20 protein-coding genes and 1 tRNA gene are annotated in these 23,894 nt (G+C 73.4%); 15 read left to right on the forward strand and 6 right to left on the reverse strand.

The window, feature by feature from the left end; translation table 11 throughout:
- The first annotated feature begins 99 nt into the window (after positions 1 to 99).
- From AB0K17_RS03510 to AB0K17_RS03550, 9 genes are all read left to right on the forward strand, one after another.
- On the forward strand, positions 100 to 579 hold the full coding sequence (locus AB0K17_RS03510; protein WP_365965072.1) for an ATP-binding protein: 480 nt from the start codon (positions 100 to 102) through the stop codon (positions 577 to 579).
- 514 nt (positions 580 to 1,093) lie between these two features.
- The gene (locus AB0K17_RS03515) at positions 1,094 to 2,197 is read left to right on the forward strand and encodes a 50S ribosomal protein L11 methyltransferase (protein WP_365965073.1); all 1,104 of its coding nucleotides are present in this window, start codon (positions 1,094 to 1,096) and stop codon (positions 2,195 to 2,197) included.
- Positions 2,198 to 2,214: 17 nt separating this feature from the next.
- On the forward strand, positions 2,215 to 3,633 hold the full coding sequence (locus AB0K17_RS03520; RefSeq protein WP_365981957.1) for an iron-containing redox enzyme family protein: 1,419 nt from the start codon (positions 2,215 to 2,217) through the stop codon (positions 3,631 to 3,633).
- Positions 3,621 to 3,995 carry a Rieske 2Fe-2S domain-containing protein gene (locus tag AB0K17_RS03525; RefSeq protein WP_365965075.1) on the forward strand — a complete coding sequence of 125 codons (375 nt, stop codon included), beginning with the start codon at positions 3,621 to 3,623 and terminating at the stop codon, positions 3,993 to 3,995. Before AB0K17_RS03520 ends, AB0K17_RS03525 begins: the two co-directional genes overlap by 13 nt.
- A gap of 130 nt (positions 3,996 to 4,125) precedes the next feature.
- Positions 4,126 to 5,391 carry an ATP-grasp domain-containing protein gene (locus AB0K17_RS03530; RefSeq protein ID WP_365981958.1) on the forward strand — a complete coding sequence of 422 codons (1,266 nt, stop codon included), beginning with the start codon at positions 4,126 to 4,128 and terminating at the stop codon, positions 5,389 to 5,391.
- The gene (locus AB0K17_RS03535) at positions 5,388 to 6,671 is read left to right on the forward strand and encodes an MFS transporter (protein ID WP_365981959.1); all 1,284 of its coding nucleotides are present in this window, start codon (positions 5,388 to 5,390) and stop codon (positions 6,669 to 6,671) included. Before AB0K17_RS03530 ends, AB0K17_RS03535 begins: the two co-directional genes overlap by 4 nt.
- A gap of 4 nt (positions 6,672 to 6,675) precedes the next feature.
- Positions 6,676 to 7,632 carry an alpha/beta hydrolase gene (locus AB0K17_RS03540; RefSeq protein ID WP_365981960.1) on the forward strand — a complete coding sequence of 319 codons (957 nt, stop codon included), beginning with the start codon at positions 6,676 to 6,678 and terminating at the stop codon, positions 7,630 to 7,632.
- Complete coding sequence (locus AB0K17_RS03545; RefSeq protein WP_365981961.1) at positions 7,619 to 8,914, forward strand: ATP-grasp domain-containing protein; 1,296 nt, start codon at positions 7,619 to 7,621, stop codon at positions 8,912 to 8,914. The genes AB0K17_RS03540 and AB0K17_RS03545 overlap by 14 nt, the downstream gene beginning before the upstream one ends.
- Positions 8,911 to 9,519 carry a LysE family translocator gene (locus tag AB0K17_RS03550; RefSeq protein ID WP_365981962.1) on the forward strand — a complete coding sequence of 203 codons (609 nt, stop codon included), beginning with the start codon at positions 8,911 to 8,913 and terminating at the stop codon, positions 9,517 to 9,519. Before AB0K17_RS03545 ends, AB0K17_RS03550 begins: the two co-directional genes overlap by 4 nt.
- Positions 9,520 to 9,560: 41 nt before the next feature.
- On the opposite strand, the gene AB0K17_RS03555 is transcribed toward AB0K17_RS03550, so the two are convergent.
- The 3 genes from AB0K17_RS03555 to AB0K17_RS03565 form a co-directional block, all read right to left on the reverse strand.
- Positions 9,561 to 11,780, reverse strand: a complete 2,220-nt coding sequence (locus tag AB0K17_RS03555; RefSeq protein ID WP_365965081.1) for a BTAD domain-containing putative transcriptional regulator — start codon at positions 11,778 to 11,780, stop codon at positions 9,561 to 9,563.
- A gap of 352 nt (positions 11,781 to 12,132) precedes the next feature.
- The gene (locus tag AB0K17_RS03560; RefSeq protein WP_365982048.1) at positions 12,133 to 13,602 is read right to left on the reverse strand and encodes an aminopeptidase P family protein; all 1,470 of its coding nucleotides are present in this window, start codon (positions 13,600 to 13,602) and stop codon (positions 12,133 to 12,135) included.
- A 107-nt stretch (positions 13,603 to 13,709) separates the two neighbouring features.
- Positions 13,710 to 15,203: a PP2C family protein-serine/threonine phosphatase gene (locus AB0K17_RS03565; protein WP_365981963.1), complete on the reverse strand. Its 1,494-nt coding sequence runs from the start codon at positions 15,201 to 15,203 to the stop codon at positions 13,710 to 13,712.
- A 916-nt stretch (positions 15,204 to 16,119) separates the two neighbouring features.
- Here AB0K17_RS03565 and AB0K17_RS03570 point away from each other — a divergent pair.
- Together AB0K17_RS03570 and AB0K17_RS03575 are read left to right on the forward strand one after the other, a co-directional pair.
- Positions 16,120 to 16,842: a bifunctional DNA primase/polymerase gene (locus AB0K17_RS03570; protein WP_365965083.1), complete on the forward strand. Its 723-nt coding sequence runs from the start codon at positions 16,120 to 16,122 to the stop codon at positions 16,840 to 16,842.
- A gap of 331 nt (positions 16,843 to 17,173) precedes the next feature.
- Entirely contained in the window at positions 17,174 to 17,848 is a 675-nt protein-coding gene (locus tag AB0K17_RS03575) for a hypothetical protein (RefSeq protein WP_365981964.1), read from the forward strand.
- 981 nt (positions 17,849 to 18,829) lie between these two features.
- Here AB0K17_RS03575 and AB0K17_RS03580 read toward each other — a convergent pair.
- The 3 genes from AB0K17_RS03580 to AB0K17_RS03590 all read right to left on the reverse strand — a co-directional run bounded on the left by AB0K17_RS03580 (position 18,830) and on the right by AB0K17_RS03590 (position 21,566).
- A complete protein-coding gene (locus AB0K17_RS03580) occupies positions 18,830 to 19,798 on the reverse strand; it encodes a DUF5926 family protein (protein ID WP_365981965.1) in 969 nt (322 codons plus the stop codon).
- A 268-nt stretch (positions 19,799 to 20,066) separates the two neighbouring features.
- Positions 20,067 to 20,630, reverse strand: coding sequence for an ATP-binding protein (locus tag AB0K17_RS03585; RefSeq protein WP_365981966.1), 564 nt, complete (start codon positions 20,628 to 20,630; stop codon positions 20,067 to 20,069).
- A 138-nt stretch (positions 20,631 to 20,768) separates the two neighbouring features.
- Complete coding sequence (locus AB0K17_RS03590; protein WP_365965087.1) at positions 20,769 to 21,566, reverse strand: glycerophosphodiester phosphodiesterase; 798 nt, start codon at positions 21,564 to 21,566, stop codon at positions 20,769 to 20,771.
- A 206-nt stretch (positions 21,567 to 21,772) separates the two neighbouring features.
- On the opposite strand from AB0K17_RS03590, the gene AB0K17_RS03595 reads away from it, so the two are divergent.
- The 4 genes from AB0K17_RS03595 (at position 21,773) to AB0K17_RS03610 (ending at position 23,887) form a co-directional block, all read left to right on the forward strand.
- On the forward strand, positions 21,773 to 23,221 hold the full coding sequence (locus tag AB0K17_RS03595) for a trypsin-like peptidase domain-containing protein (RefSeq protein ID WP_365981967.1): 1,449 nt from the start codon (positions 21,773 to 21,775) through the stop codon (positions 23,219 to 23,221).
- A 49-nt stretch (positions 23,222 to 23,270) separates the two neighbouring features.
- Positions 23,271 to 23,360 (forward strand) — tRNA-Ser (locus AB0K17_RS03600).
- Between the two features lie 95 nt (positions 23,361 to 23,455).
- On the forward strand, positions 23,456 to 23,620 hold the full coding sequence (locus AB0K17_RS03605; RefSeq protein ID WP_365981968.1) for a hypothetical protein: 165 nt from the start codon (positions 23,456 to 23,458) through the stop codon (positions 23,618 to 23,620).
- A 9-nt stretch (positions 23,621 to 23,629) separates the two neighbouring features.
- A complete protein-coding gene (locus tag AB0K17_RS03610) occupies positions 23,630 to 23,887 on the forward strand; it encodes a hypothetical protein (RefSeq protein ID WP_365981969.1) in 258 nt (85 codons plus the stop codon).
- Positions 23,888 to 23,894: the final 7 nt, after the last annotated feature.

A 23,894-nucleotide genomic window follows, 5' to 3' on the forward strand; every position in this document is an offset into this window, starting at 1 on the left:
CGTCGGCCGAATGAGGGCACTCACAGGGCCGACAGGCTTACCGGGCGCGTGGTGCGGCTATAGGTATCGGTATGTCGAGCCGCAGCCAGGAGGCTGAGCATGAGCATTTGGTGGTCACTCCACTTGCGGCGCGAGGCCGCGAGCGTTCCGCTCGCAAGGCGGCTGCTGATCGGTGCCATGGAAACGGCCGGCGTCGACCCCGAGACCTCGTACGACCTGGCCATCGCCCTGAGCGAGGCGTGTGCGAACGCCGTCGAGCACGGGGGTGATGCGTCGTCCGGCTACCGGGTCACCGCCGTGATCGACGGCGACACCTGTCGCATCGAGGTGACCGATTCGGGACCAGGGTTCACCGATCCCCGCAGGCGCGCCGCCCGTACGGCCCGCGCCACGTACACCAAGGCCCCGGCCGGCGTTCACGAGGAACACGGCCGGGGTCTTTATTTGATCGCCTCCCTCACGGATCACGTGCGGGTGCGCAATCGGCCCGGCAGAGCCGGTGCGGTGGTGAGTTTCGACAAGATCCTCAAGTGGCGGGACGGCGCCCCGCCGGCAGGCGCCCTGCTGCAGGCGTCGTAGGCCCTGCCCGGCGGATCGTGCTGCGCCCCGTAGGGGCGCGGGGCAGCGCTGATCTGCGGCTGCCGCCGCGTGGGCGCGACCGGCCACCGACGGCCAGGCGTGCCCAGCGGATCATGCAGCGCCCCTACGGGGCGCCGCGGTGGCGCGTGACGAAGACCCGCCGGACACGCCCTGCCCCGCGCCCCTACGGGGCGCTGCGGTAGTGGCCGACGTCACACCGCCGGCCGCGCCGTGCGCGGCGGTCGCCGGCGCCGGAATCAACCGGCGCGGCGCGGCGGAATCTGCCGCCTTGTGACCGCCGGTACGCCGTGTCCGCGTCCGCCCAGGTCACCGCACTGTGTCCATGTCAACCGCGCGGTAGGAACTGCCGTTCGCGGTGAAGGCGCGCTGCAGATCGGCTTCCCCCTTTCCTCCGTACGGTCGCAGTGCGGGGGCGCCGAGATCTTGAAGGTCGACAAGGCCGGCCTCGCACCACGGTCGACCCGGCGAGAAGGCGTGAGGAGCAGTGGTGCACATGCAGCAGGCACATGTCGGAGAGATCGAAGAGATCGGAGAGATCGCGGCGTCCTGGGCGGGTGCCGGACCGGGCGGCGGGAACACCTCGCCCAACAGCCCGCAGCACCGCCTGCTGGTGGCCTCGCTGCAGTCGCTGGCCCAGGAGATGAGCGAGATAGCCGAACAGGCGTCCTCGCTCCTGCGGGCACCGTCCGGCGGGCTGTCCACCGATTCGGACGCCTTCGCGCGCATCGCCCGCCGGACGGTGCCGCGCTGGCACTTCCCCATGCTCAACGACGCCGAGCGCAACGACGCCCTGGTCACCGCCCTGGAGCGGGTGATCCCGCCGGGGGCGAGCGTGCTGGACATCGGCTCCGGCAGCGGGCTGCTCGCCATGGCCGCGGCCCGGGCCGGCGCCCGCAAGGTCGTCACGTGCGAGATGAACCCGCTGCTGGCCGAGGTCGCCCGGCAGGTCGTCGACGCGCACGACCTCTCGGGGACGATCACGGTGATCGACAAGCCGTCGCACGAGCTGGAGGTCGGCAAGGACCTCGACGCCCCGGTGGACGTCCTGGTCTCCGAGATCGTCGACTGCGGCCTGATCGGCGAGGGCCTGCTGCCCTCCGTGCGGCACGCCCGCGAACACCTGCTGGCCCCGGACGCCGTCATGCTGCCCACCAGCGCGCGGCTGATCGGCCAGCTGGTGCACAGCGAGGCCGCAGTGAAGCTCAACCAGGTGGCCATGGCCGACGCCTTCGACGTCTCGCTGATGAACGCGCTGGCCACCCGCGGGCACTTCCCCGTACGGCTGGGCACCTGGCCGCACCGGCTGATGTCGCACGCCGACCGCGTCCTGGAGTTCGACCTCGTGCGCGATCCGCTGGAGCCGGGCGAGCGCCCGGTGTCCCTGACCGCGACGGACGACGGCGAGGTCCACGCCCTGGTGGTCTGGTTCGAGCTCGACCTGGACGACGGCATCACGCTGAGCAATTCCCCCCGCAACACCACGTCGCACTGGATGCAGGGGTGGGTCCCGTTCGAGAAGCCGGTGCCGGTCAAGGCGGGGGAGCAGGTCCCCTTCCGCCTGCGGTGGAGCGACTTCCAGCTGAGCGTGCACCTCTGAGGACAAGGGAGCGAGTCATGAGTCACGTCCCGCAGCACATACCGTTCGAACTCAGTGGCAAGGAACTGCGCGACGCCGTGGTGCAGTACGCCACCAACCCCATCTACCTCGACAACGAGGACTGGCTGAACCACGACAACCCCTACCGCCGCCAGCTGCGCCCGCAGGTGCTCCCGCACCTCGACTTCGACGCGGTGCCCGGCCGGGCGAACGTCCTCGACTACACCAGCCTGGCCGTGAACCGCCTGCTGACCAGCATCTACGAGGCCGATCTCGTCTTCTTCCCCAAGTCCGGCCTCAAGGGCAAGGAGGAGGACTTCCGCGCCTTCTACAGCCCGGGCAACCGGGCGCTGGGCGAGCGGATCCGCCCCGCCCTGGAGCGCTACGCCTTCGGCTTCCTCGACGACGAGGTGGAGACCTCCGGCACCTGGACGACGGAGAGCCTCGACAGCTACCTGGACTCGCTGGTCATGGAGAGCGAGGAGGAGCAGTCGCCGTTCGAGCGCACCATCACCGGCTCCAGTGATCCGCAGCGCGCCGCGCGGATGTGGCTGGTGCAGTTCGCGCCGGACTTCCTCTCCGAGGCGTCCCCGATGATGCGCAATGTGCTCGGCTACTACGGCAGGGCCCAGTCGGAGTGGTTCAAGGTCGTCATCGACGAGTACGGCTACGGGGTGCACGAGACGAAGCACAGCACCCTGTACGAGCGGACCCTCGAGTCGGTCGGCCTGGAGTCGGATGTCCACCGGTACTGGCAGTACTACCTCAACAGCAGCCTCCTGTTGAACAATTACTTCCATTACCTGGGCAAGAACCACGAACTCTTCTTCCGCTACGTGGGTGCCCTCTACTACACCGAGAGCTCGCTGGTCGACTTCTGCCGCCGGGCCGACCGGCTGCTGCGCGGTGTGTTCGGCGACGTGGTGGACACCGAGTACTTCACCGAGCACGTCCACATCGACCAGCACCACGGCCGCATGGCCCGCGAGAAGATCATCAAGCCGCTGCTGGAGGCGCACGGCGAGGGGATCATCCCGGAGCTCGTCCGCGGTATCGAGGAGTACCGCACGCTGCTGGAGATCGGCGACCACGACTTCGCCGAGCAGATCCGGTGGATGGACGACCAGCCGGAGCTCAAGAAGCTCCACGGCCCGGTCTTCGAAGGCATCCGGCTGGGCCGGGTGCAGGCGCCGGTCGCCCATCTGGTCGAGCCACGGGGAGAGTTGTCCAACACCCACTGCCACGACGGCGACGAACTGTGCCACATCGTCTCCGGCACCATGCGCTTCGAGAGCGGGCTCGGCTCGTCGCTGACCCTGCAGGCGGGCGAGGGCGTCGTGATCAGGCGCAACCGGCTGCACGGCGCCGACATCCTGTCCGACGAATGCGTCTACGAGATCCACTCCGTGGGGGACTACCGCGCGTGCCTGTCGTGACCTTCCCCGTCGCCGGACGGGACAACTGCGTCGTCGTCGCCGGCACCCCGTACGTCTACGCCACGGTGGCGGGCCGGGGGTTCGTGATGCGGGCCCGCTGCCCGCACCGCGGCGGCCCCCTGCACCTGGCCGCCCCCACCGCGGACGCCGTGCGGCTGGTGTGCCCGTGGCACGAGATGAAGACCTCGGTCGCGCGGCTGCGCGCGGAGATCCCCGCCGTCCGGGTGGGCGGCACGGTGACCGCCGTCTTCCCCGACCGGCCCGCCGCCTGGGGCGCGGACCCGGCGGCGGAGGGGGAGGCCGGGGTGCGACGGGAACACCGGACCCTGGCACCGGAACTGGCGGCCCGGTGTCCCCTTTGACCCCCGCTGCACCGTGGGGCGGGGCCCGTGCAACGGCGGCGGCCGGTCCGGTGTTTCAACCGGTGACCGCCGTCTGCGCGGGATGGGGGCACCTCCTGCGACCGCACCGGCCGCAGGAGCGATTCGAGACGTGAGGGAGCGGAACATGGGGTGGGACGGCGAGAAGCCGCTGTTGCTTCTGGTGGGCAGCAGCGGCCGGCGCAGCAGGGAGTTCATTCTGCAGACGGTCGCCCGGCGGTATGCGCTGTGGCTCCTGCAGCCCGCGGAGGTGACGTGGGAGCGGCCGTACGTGGTCGGCAGCACGATCGTCGACAACACGCGCCCGGAGCCGCTGGTCGAAGCCGCCCGCCGCGTGGCCGCCGAGCACCCGGTGGCGGGCATGTTCTGCTACGACGAGGGCCTGATCGCACCGGCCGCGCACATCGTGCAGGCGCTGGGGCTGCCGGGCAACACCCCCGAGGCCGTCACCGCCTGCCGGGACAAGCTCGCGGGCAGAACGGCGCTGGAGCGGGCCGGTGTGGCCCAGCCGGCCTCGATCGGCGTGCGGTCCCTGGCCGAGGCCGAGGCCGCCGCGGAGAAGATCGGCTACCCCGTCGTGCTCAAGCCGCGCGGCCTCGCGGGAAGCCTGGGCGTGCGCAAGGCCGCCGGTGCCGGGGAGCTGGCCGAGGCCTACGCGACCGCCGCGGGCGCCTCCTACCCCGGCGTTCCCGTCTTCGACGTCTCCGTGCTGGTCGAGGAGTTCGTCGACGGGCCGGAGATCAGCGTCGACTCCGTCTGCTTCGAGGGCGAGTGCACCCCGCTCGTCGTCGCGCACAAGGAGGTCGGCATGGCGCCCTACTTCGAGGAGATCGGCCACGAGGTGGACGGCGCCGACCCGTTGCTGTCCGACCCGGTGCTCCTCGACGCCCTGCGGCGCAGTCACGCCGCGCTGGGCCTCACCACCGGCGTCAGCCACACCGAGTTCCGCCTGACGCCCGACGGGCCGAAGCTGATGGAGGTCAACGCCCGCCTCGGTGGCGACATGATTCCCTACCTCGGTCACCTGGCCACCGGCGTCGACGTCGCCCTCGCGGCGGCGGACACGGCGGCCGGTCGCCGTCCCGACACCACGGTCCGGCACCGCAAGGCGGCGGCCGTCCGCTTCCTCTACCCCGAGCAGGACGTCGAGGTGGAGGCGGTGACCGTCCACGAGGGGCGGTTCACCCCGTCGATCCACAGCGCCGTGGAAATGGCGGATGCCGGCGCCGTGCTGCGCCTGCCGCCCCGCGGGTACATCTCCCGCTACGGCCGCGTCGTCGCGCTCGCCGACTCGGTGGAGCAGGCGCGGGCCGCGCTCGCCGACGCCCCGCGGATCGTCGAGCTCAAGAGCCGGCCGCTGGAGGGCCCGGCCAGATGACCACGACCGGACAACCACCCGCCCCCGCGCCGAAGGCCGCCAAGCCCTCGGTCATGCAGACGCTGCGGGGCATCCCCGGGCCCATCTGGCTGGTGCTCGGCGGCATGCTCATCAACCGGCTGGGCAACTTCCTGCAGATCTACCTGGTGCTCTACCTCACCGACAAGGGCATCTCCGCCACCGACGCGGCCTTCGCGCTCGGCGCCTACGGTGTCGGCACGGTGGTGGGCGTCCTGCTGGGCGGCTCGCTCTCGGACCGGCTCGGCTACGCCCGGACGATCGCGAGCTCCATGGCGCTCGCCGGGGCGCTCACGCTCAGCCTGGTCTACCTCACCAGCCTGCCGGTGATCGTCGCGGTGGCGGCACTGATCGGCGTGGTGGCCCAGGCGTACCGCCCGGCCTCCTCGGCGCTGCTCGTGGAGCGCACGCCCAAGGAGCACCACGTCATGGTGTTCGCCATCTACCGCATGGCGTTCAACCTGGGCACGACCATAGGCCCGTTGCTCGGCGCGCTCCTCATCAGCTTCTCCTACGACCTCATCTTCTACATCGAGGCGGCGGCACAGATCGGCTTCGCCCTGTGCGCCCTGGTGCTCACCCGCTCCGGTGACCGCACGGGGGCCGTCACGGCGGAGGAGGACGCCCCCGTCCGGTCGTACGCGGCGGTGGTGCGCGACCGGCGGTACATGCTCTTCCTGCTGGCCCTCTTCCTCAATGCGCTGGTGTACATCCAGCACACCTCCGCGCTGCCGCTGCAGCTGAAGGCCGACGGGTACGGCACGACCTTCTACTCGACGCTGCTGTCGCTCAACGCGATCATGGTCATCGCGCTGGAGCTGCTCATCACCAAGTACGTGCAGCACCTGCCGGCCAGGATCGCGGTGGCGCTCGGCATCGGGCTGGTGGGCGTCGGGATGAACCTCTACGTGGCGGGCACCGGCATGGCGATGTTCGTCGTCGCCACCGTGGTGTGGACGGTGGGCGAGATGATCGGCACCCCGAGCGCGTCCGCCTACCCGGGCCATATCGCCCCGCCGCACCTGCGCGGCCGGTACATAGCGGCCGCGGCCTTCCCGTTCCAGATCGGCTACGCGATCGGCCCGGTGGCGGGCGTCGCGGTGTGGTCGGCGTCGCCCGCGGCCACCTGGTGGATGTGCGGCGTGCTGACGGCGGTGGCCGTGGCCGCCACCCTGACCGGCATGACCGGGCCGCGCGCCGGCGCGGACGAGGAGACCGACGCCGGCGCCGAGCCGGGCCGTCACGACGCGAAAGCGAGCTAGGCGCATGGCCTACGCAGAGGGCATCGAGGAGTTCGTGGCGACGGTCGACCGCGCGCTGCCTCCCGACTTCTACACCTATCCCGTGGAGCGGCAGCGCGCGCTGTACGACGGGCTCACCGAGGTGCTGCCCGTCCCCGTCCCCGAGGGCGTCCGGCACCGTGATGCGACCGTCTCCCACGAGGGGCGCACGGCCCGCATCCGGATCTACGAGCCAGCCGAACGCAGCGGCAGCGCCGTGCTGTTCTACATACGCGGCGGCGGCTTCGTCATCGGCTCGCTGCACAGCCACCACAGCCTCGTCGCCGAACTGGCCGCCCGCACCGGCCTGGTGACCGTCGCCCTCGACTTCGGCACGGCGCCCGAGCACCCCTTCCCGGGCCCCGTCGAGGACTGCTACGCGGGGCTGTGCGGCACGCTCGCCGATCTTCCCGCGCTCGGTCTCGGCGGGCTCGACCCCACTGCGGCGCTGATCTGCGGGGAGAGCTCCGGGGCGAACATGGCGGTGGTGCTGTCGATGATGACCCGCGACCGCGGCGGCCCGCGCCTGCGCGGCCAGGCGGTGATCAGCCCGGTGCTCGACTTCACCCGCTGGCGGCAGGGCGGCGAGGACGCGCCGCTGCTGTCCGGGGGCGAGATGGAGTTCTACACCGGCTGCTACTGCCCGCGGCCCGGCCAGGCCGAGGATCCGTACGTCTCCCCGCTGCTGGGCGGCGCGTTCCATGAGCTGCCCCCGGCCTACATCGTGGGCTGCTCGATGGACTCGCTGCGCGTGGACGCCGAGAAATACGCCGGCCTGCTGCGCGAGCACGGCATCCCGGTGGAGTACGTGATGGAGGAGGGCATGGTGCACGCACCGGTGCGCGCCCGCCGGGTCAGCCGGCCCGCGGCGGAGTTCTTCGCCCGCTACTGTGCGGCCGTGGCCGCCCTGGCGGCGGGAGGTGCCGGCCATGACCGCGCCTGAGCACCACGCGGGGTGGGGGCAGGGCCCCTGCGTCGTCGTCGACCCCTACTCCTCGGGTGCCCTGTTCGCCGAGGCCCTCGCCCGGCACGGCATTCCGGCCGTGGCCGTGCTCACCGGCCCGCGGCCCCCGGAGGCCTACGCCTCCTCCTTCCGCCCGCAGGACTTCCCCGACACCGTCGTCTACGAGGGCGATCTCGACGGCGTCGTCCGGCAGTTGGCCGGCCGCGCGCCGCGGGCCGTCGTCGCGGGCTGCGAGTCGGGCGTGGAGCTGGCCGAGCGGCTGGCCCCGCTCCTGGTGCCCGGCCGCTGCAATGTGCCGCAGCTGGCCGAGGCCCGCCGCGACAAGAGCCGCATGGCCGAGGCCGTCGCCGCGGCCGGGCTGCCGGTCATCCCGCAGATCTGCACCGCGAACGCCGACGAGGTGCAGGAATGGCTGGAGAAGGAGCGTCTCCAGGGGGCGGATCTGGTGCTCAAGCCGCCCAAGAGCGCCAGCACGGACGGTGTGATCAAGCTGCCGGGCGGTGCCGACTGGCGGGCGGTCTTCGAGCGGCAGCTCGGTCGCGTCAATCAGTTCGGCGAGGTCGACGACCGTCTGATCGTGCAGAAGTTCGTCACGGGCACCGAGTACGTCGTGGACACCTTCAGCCACGACGGCCGGCATTCCCTTGTCGACGTATGTGCCTATCGCAAGGTCGACAACGGCCCGCACATGGCCGTCTACGACACGATGCGCTGGCTGCCTCCGGACGACGCGGCGGTCGCGGGCCTCACCGAGTACGTCTTCGGTGTCCTGGACGCCGTGGGCATGCGCGTCGGCGCGGCCCACGTGGAGGTCATGGGCACGGCCGAGGGGCCGGTGCTCATCGAGCTCGGGGCCCGGCCGCACGGCGGCGGCCAGCCCCGGTTCAACCGCAACGCCACCGGTGACAGCCAGATCGACCGGACGGTGCGCTGGCTGGCCGGCGACGAGCCGCCCCGGGGGTACGCCCTGCGCGCCCACCAGATGTGCGTCTTCCACATGGCCCGCCGGGCCGGAACGGTGCGCAGCACGGCTCCGCTGGAGGCGATACGCACCCTGCCCAGCCACCACTTCTCGGTGCTCAACCTCTCCCACGGCGACCGGGTTTCCCTCACCAAGGACCTGGTCGACAGCCTGAACTTCGGCTTCGTGATCCTCTCCCACCGCGAGGAGGAGCAACTGCTGGAGGACTACGCCACCGTCCGTGCGCTGGAGGAGCGCCTGGTCGTCGAGGAGGAGCCGTCGACGCGGTCGCCTTCGTGACCAGTTCCCTGCTGGTGATCATGACGCCCGGTCCCGACCTGGCCCTGATCACCCGCCTGGTGCTGGGCGGCACCCGCCGGGCGGCGGCCGCCGCCGCGATCGGCATGATCGCGGCGGGGGCCGCCCAGGCGGCCCTGGGCGCGGCCGGCCTGGCCGCGCTGCTGACCACGCGGCCGCAGTTGTTCACGGCGTTCCGCTGGGCGGGGGCGCTCGTGCTGGTCGTCTGGGCCGTCCTCGCCCTGCGGTCGGCGCTGCGCCCGCCCGCGCCGGCGGCAGCGGCGCCCGGGCCGGCCGCCGAGCGGGGACCGGGGGTGCGACTGGCGTTCGTCCAGGGGCTGTTGTGCACGGGCTCCAACCCCAAGGTGGGTCTCTTCCTGATGGCCTTCCTTCCGCAGTTCGTGCCCGCGGGGGCGGATCCCGCGGCCGGGGTGGCGGTGCTGGCCGCCTGGTATCTGGCCATGGGGCTGGGCTGGCTCCTGGTGTGGATGCGGCTGGTGCACCGGCTGGCCCGTTTTCTGCACTCCCCGCGGGCGACCCGGTTCACGCACGGGCTCACCGCCGCCGTCTTCGGGACGTTCGCCGTGCGCCTGGCGCTCGGCGGCTGACCCGCTCGGCGGCTGACCCGAGGATCTCCTTACTGCCCGGATCACATGGTCGAGGACCGGACCACCCGGAGGTGAGAGGCATCGTTGCTCTTCACCAGCACCCGCGCATAGCGCCGCAGCAGGTCGGGCATGCGGAAGCAGCCATGGGCGTACTCCTGCACCAGGCTCGCGTCGACGAGGGTGCGCAGCATGCGGATCGCCTCGCACGGCGTCATGCGCGCCCGCTCGGCCATGGTGAGCGCAGTGACGTTTCCGCTGTCGGTCGTGGCCAGCAGGCGGAAGAAGCGCCGCACCGGCTCCGGCAGTGCCTTGTACGACAGTTCGAAGGTCGCCTCGACCGAGGAGAGCCGGTCCCCCTCGACCCGCAGGCCGCGCACCGGGCCGTCGTCCCCGAGCTCCGAGCAGTACTCGGCGAGGCCGACGCCGGGGTTCTCGGCGAGGTGGGCGGCGACGATGCGGATGGCCAGCGGCAGCCCCCCGCAGTACCGCACGAGCTCCGCGGCGGCCTGCGGCTCGGCCTCGGTGCGCGCCCGCCCCAGCAGCCGGGTGAGCAGCACCAGGGCCTCGTCCGGGCCGAGCGCGTCGAGGCCGATGCGGCGGATCCCCTCCCGGGCCACGAGCCCGGAGAGCGTGTTGCGGCTCGTGACGAGGACGGCGCACTCGGCGTTGCCGGGGATCAGGGGGCGTACCTGCTCGGCCGTACCGGCGTTGTCGAGGACGATCAGCACCCGTCGGCCGGAGAGCAGCGTGCGGTAGGTGTTCGCCGCCTCGTCGGGGGCGGTGGGCAGGCGGTCGTCCGCGACGCCGAGGGCCCGCAGGAACAGGGTCAGGGCCGCGGCGGCCGGCAGCGGGGGCCGGACGGAGTGGCCGTGCAGGTCGACGTAGAGCTGGCCGTCGGGGAAGCGCTCGCGGACGCGGTGGGCCCAGCGCAGGGCCAGCGCCGTCTTGCCCACGCCGGGCAGCCCGGTGAGCAGCGCGACCGGCACCTGTCCGTGCCATTCGCCGGGGGAGAGCAGCAGCCGGTCCAGCTGCCGGGTCTCCGCCGCGCGGCCCACGTGGATGCGGGCCTCGCCCGGCAGTTGGGAGGGTTTGCAGGACGGCGGGGCCGAGGGAGGGTGGCGCGGCTGCGGCGGGGCGGGCCGCTCGCCGCGCCCGGACAGGCGGGCCAGCCACTCGCCGCGCGGCCAGGGCAGTTCCTGGCGCAGCACCTGCAGGTGGGCGCGGCGGATCTCGTCGCCGGGGGCGATGCCGAGCTCGCGGTCGAGCCGGTGGGTGACCTCGGTGAAGACCTTCAGTGCCGCGGACTGCTCGCCGCAGCTGGCCAGGGCCACCATGAGGCGGGCCTGCAGCCCTTCGTGCAGGGGTTCCTGCTCGGCGACGAGGCGCAGCGGGTGCACCACCTGTTCGGGGCGCCGCAGTTCCATGGCGAGGTCGGCGTACAGCAGGAGGCTGTCGATGCGCCGCTTGGCGGCGGCGGTGGCGGCGGGGTCCTGGGTCAGCAGGGGCTCGTCCGACAGCAGCGGTCCGCGCCAGCAGCGGTAGGCGCGGCCGGCCAGGTCGTGGGCGGCGGCGGTGTCCCCGGCGGCGCGGGCCTGCCGGGCCCTGGCGGAGAGGTCCTCGAAGCGGGTGAGGTCGACCTGGTCCCGCTCGACGCACAGCGCGTAGCCGGTGTGGGTGCGTGCCAGGTACGAGGCGGCCGGCGTGGCGGGCCCGGCGCCGGGCGGCAGCAGGAGCCGGCGCACCTGGCCGACGTAGGTGTGGATCAGGCCCTGGTACGAGGGGGGCGGGTCGGTGGGCCACAGGGCGCGGGTGATCTCGCCGAGGCCGACCGGTTGCGGGTGGTGCAGGGCCAGCAGGGCCAGTAATCGCCGGGGTTTGGCGGCGCGGACGTCCAGTTCGGTGCCGCCGAGGCCGATGGTGAGGGGGCCGAGGATGCCGATGCGGAGCCGGTCGTCCGGCGGATGGGCGTCGGGGTCCGCGTCGGCGTCGGGGGCCGTGCCCGTGCCCGCCCGGCGGACCTCCTCCGGGTCGAGGCCGAGGCATTCCATCAGCCGCTGCAGGGTCCTGGTCTGCGGTTGCTGCACGCGGCCCTGCTCGATGTCGCGCAGGGCCCGCACGCTCAGGCCGGACTTCTCGGCGAGTTCGCGCTGGGTGAGTCCGGCGCGTCCCCGGTACCAGCGCAGCTGGGCCCCGAAGGTTCCGGTTCCGCCGGGCCGGTGGTGGCCGGTGGTGGCTGTCGTCCCATTCCGATGGATCGGCATCGTCCCCCCTAGGAGCGGAAGTCGCAGTCGTGCCGTACGGGTTGAACGCGCGGGAGAAGGGGCGGGTTCGACCGGGCCCGCCGCGCCGGTCACGCGGGGCGTGGCCGTGCGGTGCTTCGAGGGAGGAAGCGAGTGAGTGGGGCGAACTGTGCCGTGGTTCCGCGCAGAATGACAGCCCCCATTCCCCCCGAGCTTTCGATTAACGGTACGGTCGTGCGATTTGCTTGGCAATCAACATGCATCGATTCCTTCGGGATTGCCGCACCCGCCGAACGCCGCGGACCGGGGGCCACCGCTCGGTGGGTCCCCCGGTCCGCCGGGTTCTCGCCGCAGGTCGCGGCGGTGTGTCGGGTCAGCCCTTGAGGGCGGCCATCCACGCCTCGATGTCGGTGGAGGTGCGCGGCAGGGCGGCCGAGAGGTTCCGGTTGCCGTCCTCGGTGACCAGGATGTCGTCCTCGATGCGCACGCCGATGCCGCGGTACTCCTCGGGCACGCTCAGGTCGTCGGCCTGGAAGTACAGGCCGGGCTCGACGGTGAGCACCATGCCGGGCTCCAGCACGCCGTCGACGTAGGTCTCGGTGCGGGCGACCGCGCAGTCGTGGACGTCCAGGCCGAGCATGTGGCCGGTGCCGTGCAGGGTCCAGCGGCGCTGCAGGCCGAGCTCCAGGACGCGCTCGACCGGGCCCTCGACCAGGCCCCACTCGACGAGCTTCGTCGCGAGCACGAGCTGGGCGGCGTCGTGGAAGTCGCGGTACTTCGCGCCGGGCCTGACCGCCGCGATGCCGGCCTCCTGGGCCTCGTACACCGCGTCGTAGATCTTCCGCTGCAGCTCGGTGTACGTGCCGCTGATCGGCAGCGTACGGGTGACGTCGGCGGTGTAGAGGGTGTGGGTCTCCACGCCGGCGTCGAGCAGGAGCAGGTCGCCGGAGCGGACGGGGCCGTCGTTGCGCACCCAGTGCAGGGTGGTCGCGTGCGGGCCGGCGGCGCATATGGAGCCGTAGCCGACGTCGTTGCCCTCGACGCGGGCGCGCAGGAAGAACGTTCCCTCGATGTAGCGCTCGCTGGTCGCCTCGGCCTTGTCGAGCACCTTCACGACGTCCTCGAAGCCGCGGACGGTGGAGTCGACGGCCTTCTGCAGCTCGCCGATCTCGAAGGCGTCCTTCACCAGGCGCTGCTCGCTGATGAAGACGCGCAGCTCCTCGTCGCGCCCGGCGTCGGCCAGGCCGTCGAGGGCCGCCTCGACGCCGGCGTCGTGGCCGCGCACGACGCGGACCGGGCCGGTGCCGGCGCGCAGCGCGTCGGGCAGCTCGCGCACGTCCGCGGCGGGCAGGCCCAGCAGCCGCTCGGCCTCGGTGAGGCTGTGGCGGCGGCCGACCCACAGCTCGCCGTCGCGGCCGTCCAGCCAGAACTCGCCGTTCCCGCGGTCGGAGCGGGGCAGCAGGTAGACGGTGGCGGTGTGGCCCTGCTCACCGGCCGGCTCCAGGACGAGGACGCCGTCGTGGGTCTGGTCACCGGTGAGGTACACGTACTCCGTCGCGGCGCGGAAGGGGTACTCGGTGTCGTTCGAGCGGGTCAGCAGGTTGCCGGCCGGGATCACCAGGCGCTCGCCCGGGAAGCGGGCCGACAGCTCCGCGCGGCGGCGGGCGGTCTCTGCGGCCTGGGGGACCGGCTGCAGGTCGCGCAGCTCGGTGTCGGCCCAGCCGGACGTCATGTTGGCGGCAAGCTCGTCGGAGACGGCCGGGTAGAGGCCGTTCTTCCGCTGCTTGATGGGCTGCTCATCGCCCTCGGGGTTCTCGGGCGCGGGCTGCTCGGTCACTGCAATTCCTCCTCGGCGGGGCGCTCACCTCGACCGTTCACATCGTATGTGCGCAGGAATGTGCCGGAGAAGGGACCGAGGGCCCAGTACGCAGCGCTGCCGTCCGGCTCCGCTCAGTCGAAGTGGGCCACGAGCAGGACCATGTCGTCGGCCGCTGTGCCCCCCGCCGCACCGGCCGCGTCCTTGGGCAGGACCGCCCGCAGCACGTGGTCGGCCACGGCCTCCGGGTCGTGCCGGGCCGCGCGGGGCACGCTCGCGGCCGCCCGGTGCAGTCGGGCGAAGGCCCGGTCGGCGCTGCCGCCGGCGCGGCGCAGCAGCCCGTCGCTGTAGAAGAGGAGCGTTTCTCCGGGCGCCGGTTCGATCTCCACGCTGGGTGCCTCCCAGCAGGCGAGCATGCCCAGCGGTGCCGACAGCGTGGTGTCCACGTACTCCACCCGCCCGCCGCCGACGATCAGCGGGGCGCAGTGCCCGGCCCCGGCGACCACGACCTTGCGCTCGGCGGGCTCGCAGTAGGCGAACAGGGCCGTGGCCGTGCGGTGCGGCTCGGTCAGCCGCAGCAGCAGTTCGAGGTCGGAGAGCACGGCGACCGGGTCCTCGCCCTCCATGACGGCGTACGCGCGCAGGGAGGCCCGCAGCCGGCCCATCGCGGCGATCGCGCCGGGCCCGGAGTCGGTGACCGCGCCGATGGCCAGGCCCAGCGCGCCCTCGGGCAGCGGCAGCGCGTCGTACCAGGCGCCGCCGCCGTCCGCCCCGGGGTGGTGCCGGACGGCGAGCCGGACTCCGGGCACCCGCGGCAGCCGGCGCGGGAGCAGCTCCTCGCGCAGGGTGGCCAGGGTCTGCCGGGCGTGGTCGAGCTCGATGAGCCGGGCCAGGTGCTCGGTGGCGTAGCCGCAGTACAGGCCGGCCAGGTGCCGCTGGCGCTCGTCGGGCTCGGCCGGTTCGTCGTACAGCCACACGGCGCCGCCGATGCGGCCCGCGGCGGTGGGGTCCGCGGGCTCGCCGCGGCTCGCGGCGGACTCCAGCGGCAGGGCGTAGCTGGCGGCGTAGCCGAGCCGGGCCGCGACCTCGCGGTGGCGGGGGTCGAGGGCGCTGTCGTGCGGGATGTCGGGGTGGACGGTGCCGCTCCGGTCGCCGACGGGCGGCAGGTCGTCGAGGAGGCCGGCGTACGGCCCGCCGGAGCCCTGCGGCCCGCCGGCGGGCAGGGTCTCGATGTGGCCGAGGTCGGCGTGGCCGAGGCCGAGGCCGACGGTGACCGGGTGGCCGTGGGCGGCGGCGGGGTGGAGGGTGACCAGGCCGCGGCCGGCGCCGACGAGCGAGGCGCCCGCGCGCAGCAGTTCGCCGAGGGCGTCCTCGACGCCGGCCGTGCGGCTCAGGCGTTCGGTCAGCTCCTGCAGCGTGGTCAGGTCGGAGACCCAGCCGGCGAGGCGGTCCTGGACGACGCGGGCGGGCGAGGGGCCGGCGGGGGCGTCCGCCGGGGGCCCTTGGGCGGGCGGCGCGCCCGGCTCGGGGGCGGCGGGGGGACCGGGCACCGCGGGGGACGAAGTGTGCGCGGGGGCAGGGGCCGGTGGATTGATTCCGGCCACTTTCGGCGGGTGGGGCGTGGTCATGGCGGCCCGCCTCGGCCGGGCCGCCGCGGGCCCGCTCGGCCCCCGGCCCGCGCGGGGCGCACGGGCAGCCCGGCGACCCCGCTCGACCAGCGGGTTGGCCTGTGCTTTCGGGGCAACGGCACCGCACACCCCCTGACGTGTCGCGCGCTGTGGGTGCTCCACATGTACACGCCCGGGCAAGGGCATGTCCAGCATCGGACCAGTGGGATTGGTGGTGTCTGATGAGGTTTCGCGGCCGATCGGGGGCACAGGGAGTTTGGCCGGAAAATGTGGCCGGGGCCCGCCCGTTGCTGTCGACTGATCCCGCTCCGACGGCGCGTCGCACCCACTCCGGTGGGTACGTACTCGAAAGAAGGGCAAGCGGCAGTCGGGACCGCCCCGCAACCCGGTGGCGGACCCGAGCGTCTTATCGGTCGACGGCCACGCCCGTCCCCGGGCGGCACGGGGCGACCCGCGCCGAGGGCGAGGGGCGCACCGGCTCAGCACGAAGCGCCATGCGTGCGCCACCCCCCGCCAGGTTTCCCGCTTGGCCCGCGGCGTGATGCGCTGCGTAGTACGCAGTGACCCGTGATCCACGTGGTGTGCCGGCCGAGGGGTCGCGGCGCGTTGAGTACCGCGCCGAGCAGTGCCCGTAGTGCCATATGTAGTCCCCATGGGCTCCAGGGGGCTATAGCAGTCCCAGGAAGCTGTTGCAGTCCCACGCAGTGCCACGTAGTGCCACCGCAGTCCATGCAAACCATGCAGTGCAGTCCCATGCAGTTCACGCAGTGCCTTTGCAGTCTTGCGATTCCTGCAGTCCCTGCGGTGCATGCCGTTCACTCAGGTGGACGTGCATGTGCCCCACGGTCCCGGCCGTGCCCCGGTCGCGGACCGACCTTCGGCGTTCACGGACGTTCACGGAAAGGAACGAGCGCTCATGCGCGAGATCCTCGGAAGGCGACGCAAGCTCTCCCTGCGCCGGGCCGGCCGGTCCGCGGTGCTGACCGCGGCCCTGACCTATGCCACGGAGTGGCAGTGGCCGGTGGTGCCCGGCGTCGGGCTGCGGCCCGGCCGCCTGCGCGAGTGCGGCTGCCCCGACCCCGAGTGCGCCCACCCCGGCGCCCACCCCTTCGACCCCGGGCTGCTGGCGGCGACCACCGACGCCCGGATGGTCCGCTGGTGGTGGACCAACCGCCCGGAGGCCCCCGTCGTGCTGGCCACCGGGGGCCGGGCCCCCTGCGCGGTGAGCCTGCCGGCCGTCGCCGGCGCCCGGGCACTGGCCGCCCTGGACCGGGCGGGCGTACGGGTCGGCCCGGTCGTCGCCACCCCCACCCGCTGGGCGCTGCTCGTCGCCCCGTACTCCCTGGAGGCGCTCGGCGAGCTGCTGCACCGCCAGGACTGGGTGCCCGGCTCGCTGCGCTTCCACGGCGAGGGCGGCTACACCGTGCTGCCGCCCTCGCCGACGGGCGCGGGCCAGGTCCGCTGGGAGCGCGCCCCGCGTCCGGCGGCGCCGGCCCCGGCCCGAGCGGGCCGCGGCGGCGGCCGGCGCCGCCCGGCGGAACCGGCCCGGCCCTGGCTGCCCGACGTGGCCACGCTCGTCGACGTGCTGGTCGAGCAGTGCGCCGGCACCGGCGGGGACAGCACCCGGCTCGCCCACTGACGGGTGCCGGGCCGCTGCCCGGCGCGGGCGGAGCGGGGAGCGCGTACGGACGGGAGACGCACGCGCTGCCACACCCACCCGGGACGGGCCGCGAACCGGCGCTCACTCTTTTGGGTGTAAGCCACCCGGAGAAACGCGGGAAACGGGCGCGCGGCGCGGCGAAGCGCCCCTTCCTGCCCGTATGTTCGGGGCTCCGGACCGGATCCGGGCGCCGCGACATCGAGGGCGCCGCCGGGCCGGCGGGGCCGCTCGGCCTCCACCCCTTCCTTACGTCCCGTTCCCCGCGGTGGCGCGCGAGCGCGTGCCCCGCGGCGAGTTGCAGGTGATCCCCATGGTGCGTGCCTCCAGCCTTCCCGGCCCCTCCGGGCAGCGCGCGGCGAATTTCCGGATGATCGCGCTGGCGAGCGCGGTGGTACTGGCCGTGGTGCTGCCGCTGGCAGTCGCCACGGCCGGTCCGGCGGGACGGGCGAAGGAACGCGCCGGGCGGGCTCCGCAGGGCCACCCCGGCTCCGGCGCCGGCCCGGCGGCCCGCGCGGCCGCCCTGCGGCCGATGGGCGGGGCACGGGGGTCGGGCGCGCAGCACCCCGACGACACGGACGGCTGGGACGACCCGGCCCTCGGGCTGTCCGCGATGCCCGGCCTCGCGGGCCCGGAGGCCGGCGCCGCCGGGATGGCGAGGTGCGGCCCCGAACTCACCTCCCCCGAGGGAGTGGAGGCGCAGACCTGCGTCCTCGAACAGGACCGGGAGACGTGGGGACGCACCTACTATCGCAACGCCACCGGCGCCCCGCTGACGGGCGTGCTCAGCCTGATGTCCCCCGACGGCCGGACCATGCAGGTGAACTGCCGTCTGACCGCAACCGATAATCCGGACATGTGCGAGACCCCCCACCGGGCGACCGTGCGCGGACATGGCTCGTATGCAGCGGTTGCGGAGATCGCCTCGACCGAGGGGAAGCTCCTGCTCCGCTCCGGCAGCAACTCTCCGGAGGACGACGCGGGTTGATCAACGGGCGGTCCGGCGGACCGTGGGCAGGGGCGCGCGAGGGCATCGTCAGCGCTGTTCCGGCGGGTCCGCGCCCCCTCGTAGGGCCCGCGCCGGGGGCGTGGGACCGGCCGTACGCGCCGCCGGCGGCGCCGCCCCGGGACCGCGCCCACGCGCATGACCTGCGGCTTCGGCAGGGCGATGAGCTGGACGGAGGGGTGCGGGGGCACAGGGGCCGCGGCCATCGGCGGCCGGGCCGGGCGGGGAACGGATGTCCAGGGCGCCGGCACCGCGGTCGGCCGGCGGGCGGAGCCGCCCCGGCCGGTGCCCGAAGGCGCCGAACCGGCGCCGGGCATGGAAACGCCCGGTCGCTGGCGACGGGGGATGCACCAGCGACCGGGCTCCTAAAAAGGTAACAAGAGATCCGCGGTTCGCAAATTCGATCGTGGATTTCCGGACGCCGATTTGCCGGTCAGCGACGGGAGTTGTGACAGGAGTCACGCCTTCCGGCCACGGAATTGCCCGCTCCGGGCGCCGGAAAGCGCCCCATCCGCCCGTCTTCGAGGGTGCGGCCGGTGACGGGCAGGGGACCGGCGGGGGGTCCGTGGGTGTCCGAATGCCTCCGGGCAATCTTCCGGGTGGCCCTTCGGGTGATCACCCGGAAGGCTGCCCGGAGGCCCGGATTCCATGATCGGCTGCCGTGGGACGGCCGCTTGATCGACTGTCACGGATCTCGCACGGGTCCCGCACGGATCCGGCCCGTGTCCGGCGGATCTTCGTCGTGCGCCACCACGGCGCCCCTGACGGGGCACTGCATGATCCACCGGACACGCCCTAGTGATCATCCGTCACCGATCGCGCGCTCGGACCGTCGAGGACGTCCTGGCCGGCCGTCGCAGACCTCGCGATCGGCTGCCAGGGACGTCGCGATCGGCTCTCACGGCCGCCGCGATCGACTGCCACGATCTTCCGGATCGGCTGCCGCCGCCCCTCGGCCGGCCGTCAGTTGAGCGTGACCTGACGGCTCGTGAGGCCGCCGCGGGCGCGGCGCTCGTCGGCGGTCAGCGGGCTGTCGTCGGCGAGCGCGACGGCGAGCCGCTCGGCGAGGGCCGCCGCCGGCTTCTCGGTCTCCGCCGCACCCATCGAGCTCGGCAGGTCCCACACCGGCACGGTCAGCCCGTGCGCCCGGAACGAGCCGACCAGGCGGGTGCCCTCGCCCAGCGAGCTCGTGCCCGCGGCGTGCAGCCGGGCCAGGGCGTCCAGCAGCTGCTCCTCGGGCACGGTCATGACCCAGCGCAGGTGGTTCTTCTCCGGCGTCTCGCACCAGTACGCCGCGTCCAGGCCGGCGAGGCGGACGGTGGGGATCGCGGCGGCGTTGGCCCGCTCGAGGGAGGCGGCGACCTCGCCGGTGGCGTTATCGGCGTTCTCGACCCAGAACTCGAAGCCCGTGTGCACCTGCGGCTCGAAGGGAGCCTCGGTGTCCAGCAGGTCCTGCAGGCGCGGCCCGTCGACAGCGGCCCGGCCGGCGGCGACCGGCGTGCCCGGCTCGGCCGTCAGGGCCCGCTGCAGGGTGTCGGCGAGGTCGCGGCTGAGGTCGCCGGTGGCGGTGTCGTTCTGCAGGCCCAGCAGCACGGCGCCGTTGTCGCGGCGCAGCGCGGGCCAGGCCATCGGCAGCACGGTGGCCAGCGTCACCGACGGCACGCCCTCGGGCAGCCCGCCCTTCAGGCGGAGCTCCACGGTCGCGGCCGGGACCAGCTCGCGCAGGGCCACCCAGTCGGCCTCGCCCGGCAGTCCCTCGAACGGCCGCTGCACCAGCTCGACGGCGGCGTGCGAGGCCTCGCGGCCGTGGCAGGCCTTGTAGCGCCGGCCCGAGCCGCAGGGGCAGGGCTGGCGGGCGCCGACGACGGGGACCGGGGTGTTGCCGGTCCGAGGCTGGGCGGCCTGGGTCTGGGGGCGGCGCTTCTTGGCCATGCGTGCGTGTCTCCCGATCGGTGCGTCCGGCGTGGGCGCGCGGTGCGGTCGCGCCCCGGGGCGTCGTCGCGCCCCGCGGCGTTTCCACCTTGCGGCGCGAGCCTAGCGCCAGGCGCGGCCGCGGCCGCCGGGCACGCGCGGAAGGGGCGGCGCGCCGGGCGGGTACGGGTGGAGGAGCCGGCCGGGTACGGGTGGAGTACCGGACGGGTACGGGCGGGGGTGCCGGGCGGCTCGTAGCGGGTGCCGGCGCGGGTGCCCGGGCCGGGCGTCAGGCCGGCTCGTCCAGATCGGCGTAGGCGTCGACGAGGGCATGGGTGAGGGAATCGGCGAAAGGATCCGATGGCACGGGGTCGACGCGCGTAGCACGACCCGGGTGCGAGGACAGTGCCGCCTGCGCGGAGAGCGCGGCCCACACCGTCACCTCGCCGAGGGCGTCGCGCACGCCCCAGTCCTGGGAGAGGGCGCTGATGATGTTCAGGCCCCGGCCACCGCGCGCCGTCACCGAGGGCGTGGCCGGAAAGGGGCGGGTCGTGCCGCCGCCGTCGGTCACCTCGACGGTGAGCCGGCCGCGGGCGTCGACGCGCCAGGCGGCGAGGACGCCGCCGTCCGCCTCATCGGAGCCGTTCACCCGGCTCAGCGGGCGCCCGTGCCGGTACGCGTTGCTGAGCAGCTCGGAAAGGATCAGTACCGCGTCGTCGATGACCGTCTCCGGTACCCCGCTGGTGCGCAGTTCGCTGCGCATCCGGTGTCTTGCCCGACCCACACCGGCTGGACCATGGGGTACGGCCATGATCGACGACGTGGGCACCTCCTGTGCCACCACCAACGCCACCCCCGAGACCTCCTTTGCCCCACGTCAGGGGATGAATGCCCCAATGGACTGGACCGGAAACCGGCCAACCTCCGGCCGAAGGGAGCACTCGCGCGGCCTTCTTACGCACCGAACGCGCCGGTGCACACCCCGTAATGCCTAGCGTCGGCCCAGCTGGGTCAGTACGGCGCGGGGCCGGTTGGTGATGACGGCCTCCACGCCCAGGCGCGCGCACAGCTCGACGTCCTCGGGCTCGTTCACCGTCCACACGTGGACGGCGTTGCCCGCGCGGTGCAGCCGGGCGACGTACTCGGGGTGGTTGCGGACGATCCGGATGCTCGGTCCGGCGATGCGCACGCCCTGCGGCAGCCGCCCGTCGCGCAGACGCGGCGAGAGGAACTGCATCAGGTAGACGGTGGGCAGCAGCGGTGCCGCCGCCTGCACCCGGTGCAGGGAGCGGGCCGAGAAGCTCATCACCCGCACGGCGGAGGGCTCGTCCGGCGGCGGCTCGGTCAGGCCGAAGCGGGTGAGCAGGGCCAGGAGCGCCTCCTCCACCCGGCCCGCCCAGCGCGTGGGGTGCTTGGTCTCGATGGCCAGCTCGATGCGGCGGCCGGAGTCGACGACCAGCTCCAGCAGCCGTTCCAGGGTGAGTACGGAGGTACGGTCGCGGTCGGGCGCCTCGGTCTCGCCGGCCGGCGCCTTCCAGGAGCCGAAGTCCAGGGCGGCGAGGTCGGCCAGCTCCAGTGTCGAGACGGCGCCGCGGCCGTTGGAGGTGCGGTTGACCCGGCGGTCGTGCACGCACACCAGGTGCCCGTCGGCCGTCAGGCGTACGTCGCACTCCAGGGCGTCCGCGCCGTCCTCGATGGCCTTGCGGTAGGCGGCCAGGGTGTGTTCCGGCGCGTCGTCGGACGCTCCGCGGTGGGCGACGACGTCGAGGGGGTGGCGCGCAGGGGTCACCGCGTTATGGTGCCACTGCCTGGCACAATCGCGCATGGGGTCCCATTTGTCGGCAAGTAAGGACCTCCGCGGACGTCACAGGCTCCGTTTACGGCGGTCTGACGTGCGATGGGAAAGGCTGTTACCGGACACGCTGTACTGACGTGCACCTGATGGGTGGGACCATCCGGCGGTCCGTCCGACGATCACCGATGGAGGAGACGACTGTGAGCACCGAGAACGAGGGCGCCGCCGTTCCGCCCGCGGCCGAGCCGCGGCCGGAGTCTCCGACGTCCCCGCCCCCGGCCGCCCCGCCCGCCGGCGACGGTACGACCGAGCTCCCGCCGGTACCGCAGACGCCCCCGGCCCCGACCCAGGCCCCGACCCAGGCCCCCTCGGCCCCGGCCGGCGAGCCGGACGCCGCCGCCACCCACACCGCCACCGGCGTCCCGCTCGGCGCCCCGGCCGCCGGCGGCGCCTGGTACGGCGGTGCCGACGCGCCGCCCCCGTACCAGGCGGCCGCCCCCTGGGGTGCCCCCGTCCCGCCGCCCAAGCGCAGCAGCGCCGGCGGCCTCGTGGCCGCCGTGCTCGCCGCGGCGCTCGTCGCGGGCGGCATCGGTGGCGGCATTGGCTACTGGGCGGCGCAGCACAGCGGCGACAACTCCACCACTGTCTCCTCCTCCGGCGACCCCAAGACCGAGAGCCGTACGCCCGGTTCCGTCGCCGACATCGCCAGCAAGGCCCTGCCCAGCGTCGTCACCATCGAGGCACAGGGCAACAACGGCGAGGGCGGCACCGGCACCGGCTTCGTCTACGACAAGCAGGGCCACATCCTCACCAACAACCACGTCGTCGCCTCGGCCGCCGACAGCGGCAAGCTGTCCGTGACCTTCTCCGACGGCAAGTCCTACGACGCCGAGGTGCTCGGCCGCGCCCAGGGCTACGACGTCGCCGTCATCAAGCTGAAGAACCCCTCCGGCGCCAAGCTCAACCCCCTCCCGCTCGGCGACTCCGACAAGACCGCCGTCGGCGACGCCACCGTCGCCATCGGCGCCCCCTTCGGACTCTCCGGCACGGTCACCACCGGCATCGTCAGCGCCAAGAAGCGCCCCGTGGCCTCCAGCGACGGCGGCGGCAGCGGCCAGGCCTCCTACATGAGCGCCCTGCAGACCGACGCCTCCATCAACCCCGGCAACTCCGGCGGCCCCCTGCTCAACGCCCAGGGCGCCGTCATCGGCATCAACTCCGCCATCCAGTCCGCGGGCACCGGCGGCTTCGGCGGCCAGGGCCAGGCCGGCAGCATCGGCCTCGGCTTCGCCATCCCCATCAACCAGGCCAAGGGCGTCGCCGAGCAGCTCATCAAGGAGCGCACCCCGATCTACCCGGTCATCTCGGCGACCGTGAACATGAAGGACTCCGGCGGCGGCGCCCGCATCGCCCCCAGCGCCGGCGGCGGCGCCCCCTCCGTCACCCCGGGCGGCCCGGCCGACAAGGCCGGCCTCAAGCCCGGCGACGTGATCACGAAGCTGGACGACACCCAGATCGACAGCGGCCCCACCCTGATCAGCGAGATCTGGACCCACAAGCCCGGCGACAAGGTCACCGTCACCTACATCCGCGACGGCAAGACGGCCACCACCCAGATCGTCCTCGGCGAACGCCGCGGCGACAACTGACCCGCACCCGGTAGGCTACTCCCGCGTCGCCGCAGGCCGGCCGACGCGGGGAGGCTTGCCCGAGCGGCCTAAGGGAACGGTCTTGAAAACCGTCGTGGCAGCGATGTCACCGAGGGTTCAAATCCCTCAGCCTCCGCCACATGCGCCTTGGCGCAGCCAGAAGGGGTGCCCCGTTTTCGGTGCACCCCTTTCGTGTTGGTGCCTGCCGGACCGGATTTCACCGAACGGAATGTGATGCGCGCCCTCGTTACCGCACTCGCCATCCTGGCGATCCTGATACCGGTGGCCGGAATGATGCTCAGGAACTCGAAGGGCGATCTTCCGCGGTGGTACTTCTGGCTCTTGTCCGTGGTCGCCCTGGCCCTGGTCGCTTGCGTGGGCTGCACGCAGTTGCTGTGAGGGGAATCCATGCGGAACGGTAAGACCGTAGGCGCTTTCGGAGTCGTGCTGCTCGCCGGAGCTGCGACCTTCGCGCTGCCCGGTGTGACGCTCTGCGGCGGCTCGGCCGCAGGAAGCCTCCTCGCCGCCGGCGCGCCGGCGGCGACCGCGGTGGCCGTCTACACGTCCATGACCCGCGAGCGGAAGCCGAAGGCGGCGCCGGCCGGCCCGGCTGCGGAGGCCGTGGCCCAGATCCAGGGCCTGTCCCAGGGCGTCGTCGCCGAGTGACCCACGT

This window comes from Streptomyces sp. NPDC049585 (assembly GCF_040675615.1).
Lineage (GTDB): Bacteria > Actinomycetota > Actinomycetes > Streptomycetales > Streptomycetaceae > Streptomyces > Streptomyces luteosporeus.

What these genes read in the sequence shown, in the direction of transcription:
- AB0K17_RS03510 (WP_365965072.1), top strand. Translation starts at nt 100, where the DNA reads ATGAGCATTTGGTGGTCACTCCACTTGCGGCGCGAGGCCGCGAGCGTT.
- AB0K17_RS03515 (WP_365965073.1), top strand. Translation starts at nt 1,094, where the DNA reads ATGCAGCAGGCACATGTCGGAGAGATCGAAGAGATCGGAGAGATCGCG.
- AB0K17_RS03520 (WP_365981957.1), top strand. Translation starts at nt 2,215, where the DNA reads ATGAGTCACGTCCCGCAGCACATACCGTTCGAACTCAGTGGCAAGGAA.
- AB0K17_RS03535 (WP_365981959.1), top strand. Translation starts at nt 5,388, where the DNA reads ATGACCACGACCGGACAACCACCCGCCCCCGCGCCGAAGGCCGCCAAG.
- AB0K17_RS03540 (WP_365981960.1), top strand. Translation starts at nt 6,676, where the DNA reads ATGGCCTACGCAGAGGGCATCGAGGAGTTCGTGGCGACGGTCGACCGC.
- AB0K17_RS03545 (WP_365981961.1), top strand. Translation starts at nt 7,619, where the DNA reads ATGACCGCGCCTGAGCACCACGCGGGGTGGGGGCAGGGCCCCTGCGTC.
- AB0K17_RS03555 (WP_365965081.1), bottom strand. Translation starts at nt 11,780, where the DNA reads ATGCCGATCCATCGGAATGGGACGACAGCCACCACCGGCCACCACCGG.
- AB0K17_RS03565 (WP_365981963.1), bottom strand. Translation starts at nt 15,203, where the DNA reads ATGACCACGCCCCACCCGCCGAAAGTGGCCGGAATCAATCCACCGGCC.
- AB0K17_RS03570 (WP_365965083.1), top strand. Translation starts at nt 16,120, where the DNA reads ATGCGCGAGATCCTCGGAAGGCGACGCAAGCTCTCCCTGCGCCGGGCC.
- AB0K17_RS03575 (WP_365981964.1), top strand. Translation starts at nt 17,174, where the DNA reads ATGGTGCGTGCCTCCAGCCTTCCCGGCCCCTCCGGGCAGCGCGCGGCG.
- AB0K17_RS03580 (WP_365981965.1), bottom strand. Translation starts at nt 19,798, where the DNA reads ATGGCCAAGAAGCGCCGCCCCCAGACCCAGGCCGCCCAGCCTCGGACC.
- AB0K17_RS03605 (WP_365981968.1), top strand. Translation starts at nt 23,456, where the DNA reads ATGCGCGCCCTCGTTACCGCACTCGCCATCCTGGCGATCCTGATACCG.
- AB0K17_RS03610 (WP_365981969.1), top strand. Translation starts at nt 23,630, where the DNA reads ATGCGGAACGGTAAGACCGTAGGCGCTTTCGGAGTCGTGCTGCTCGCC.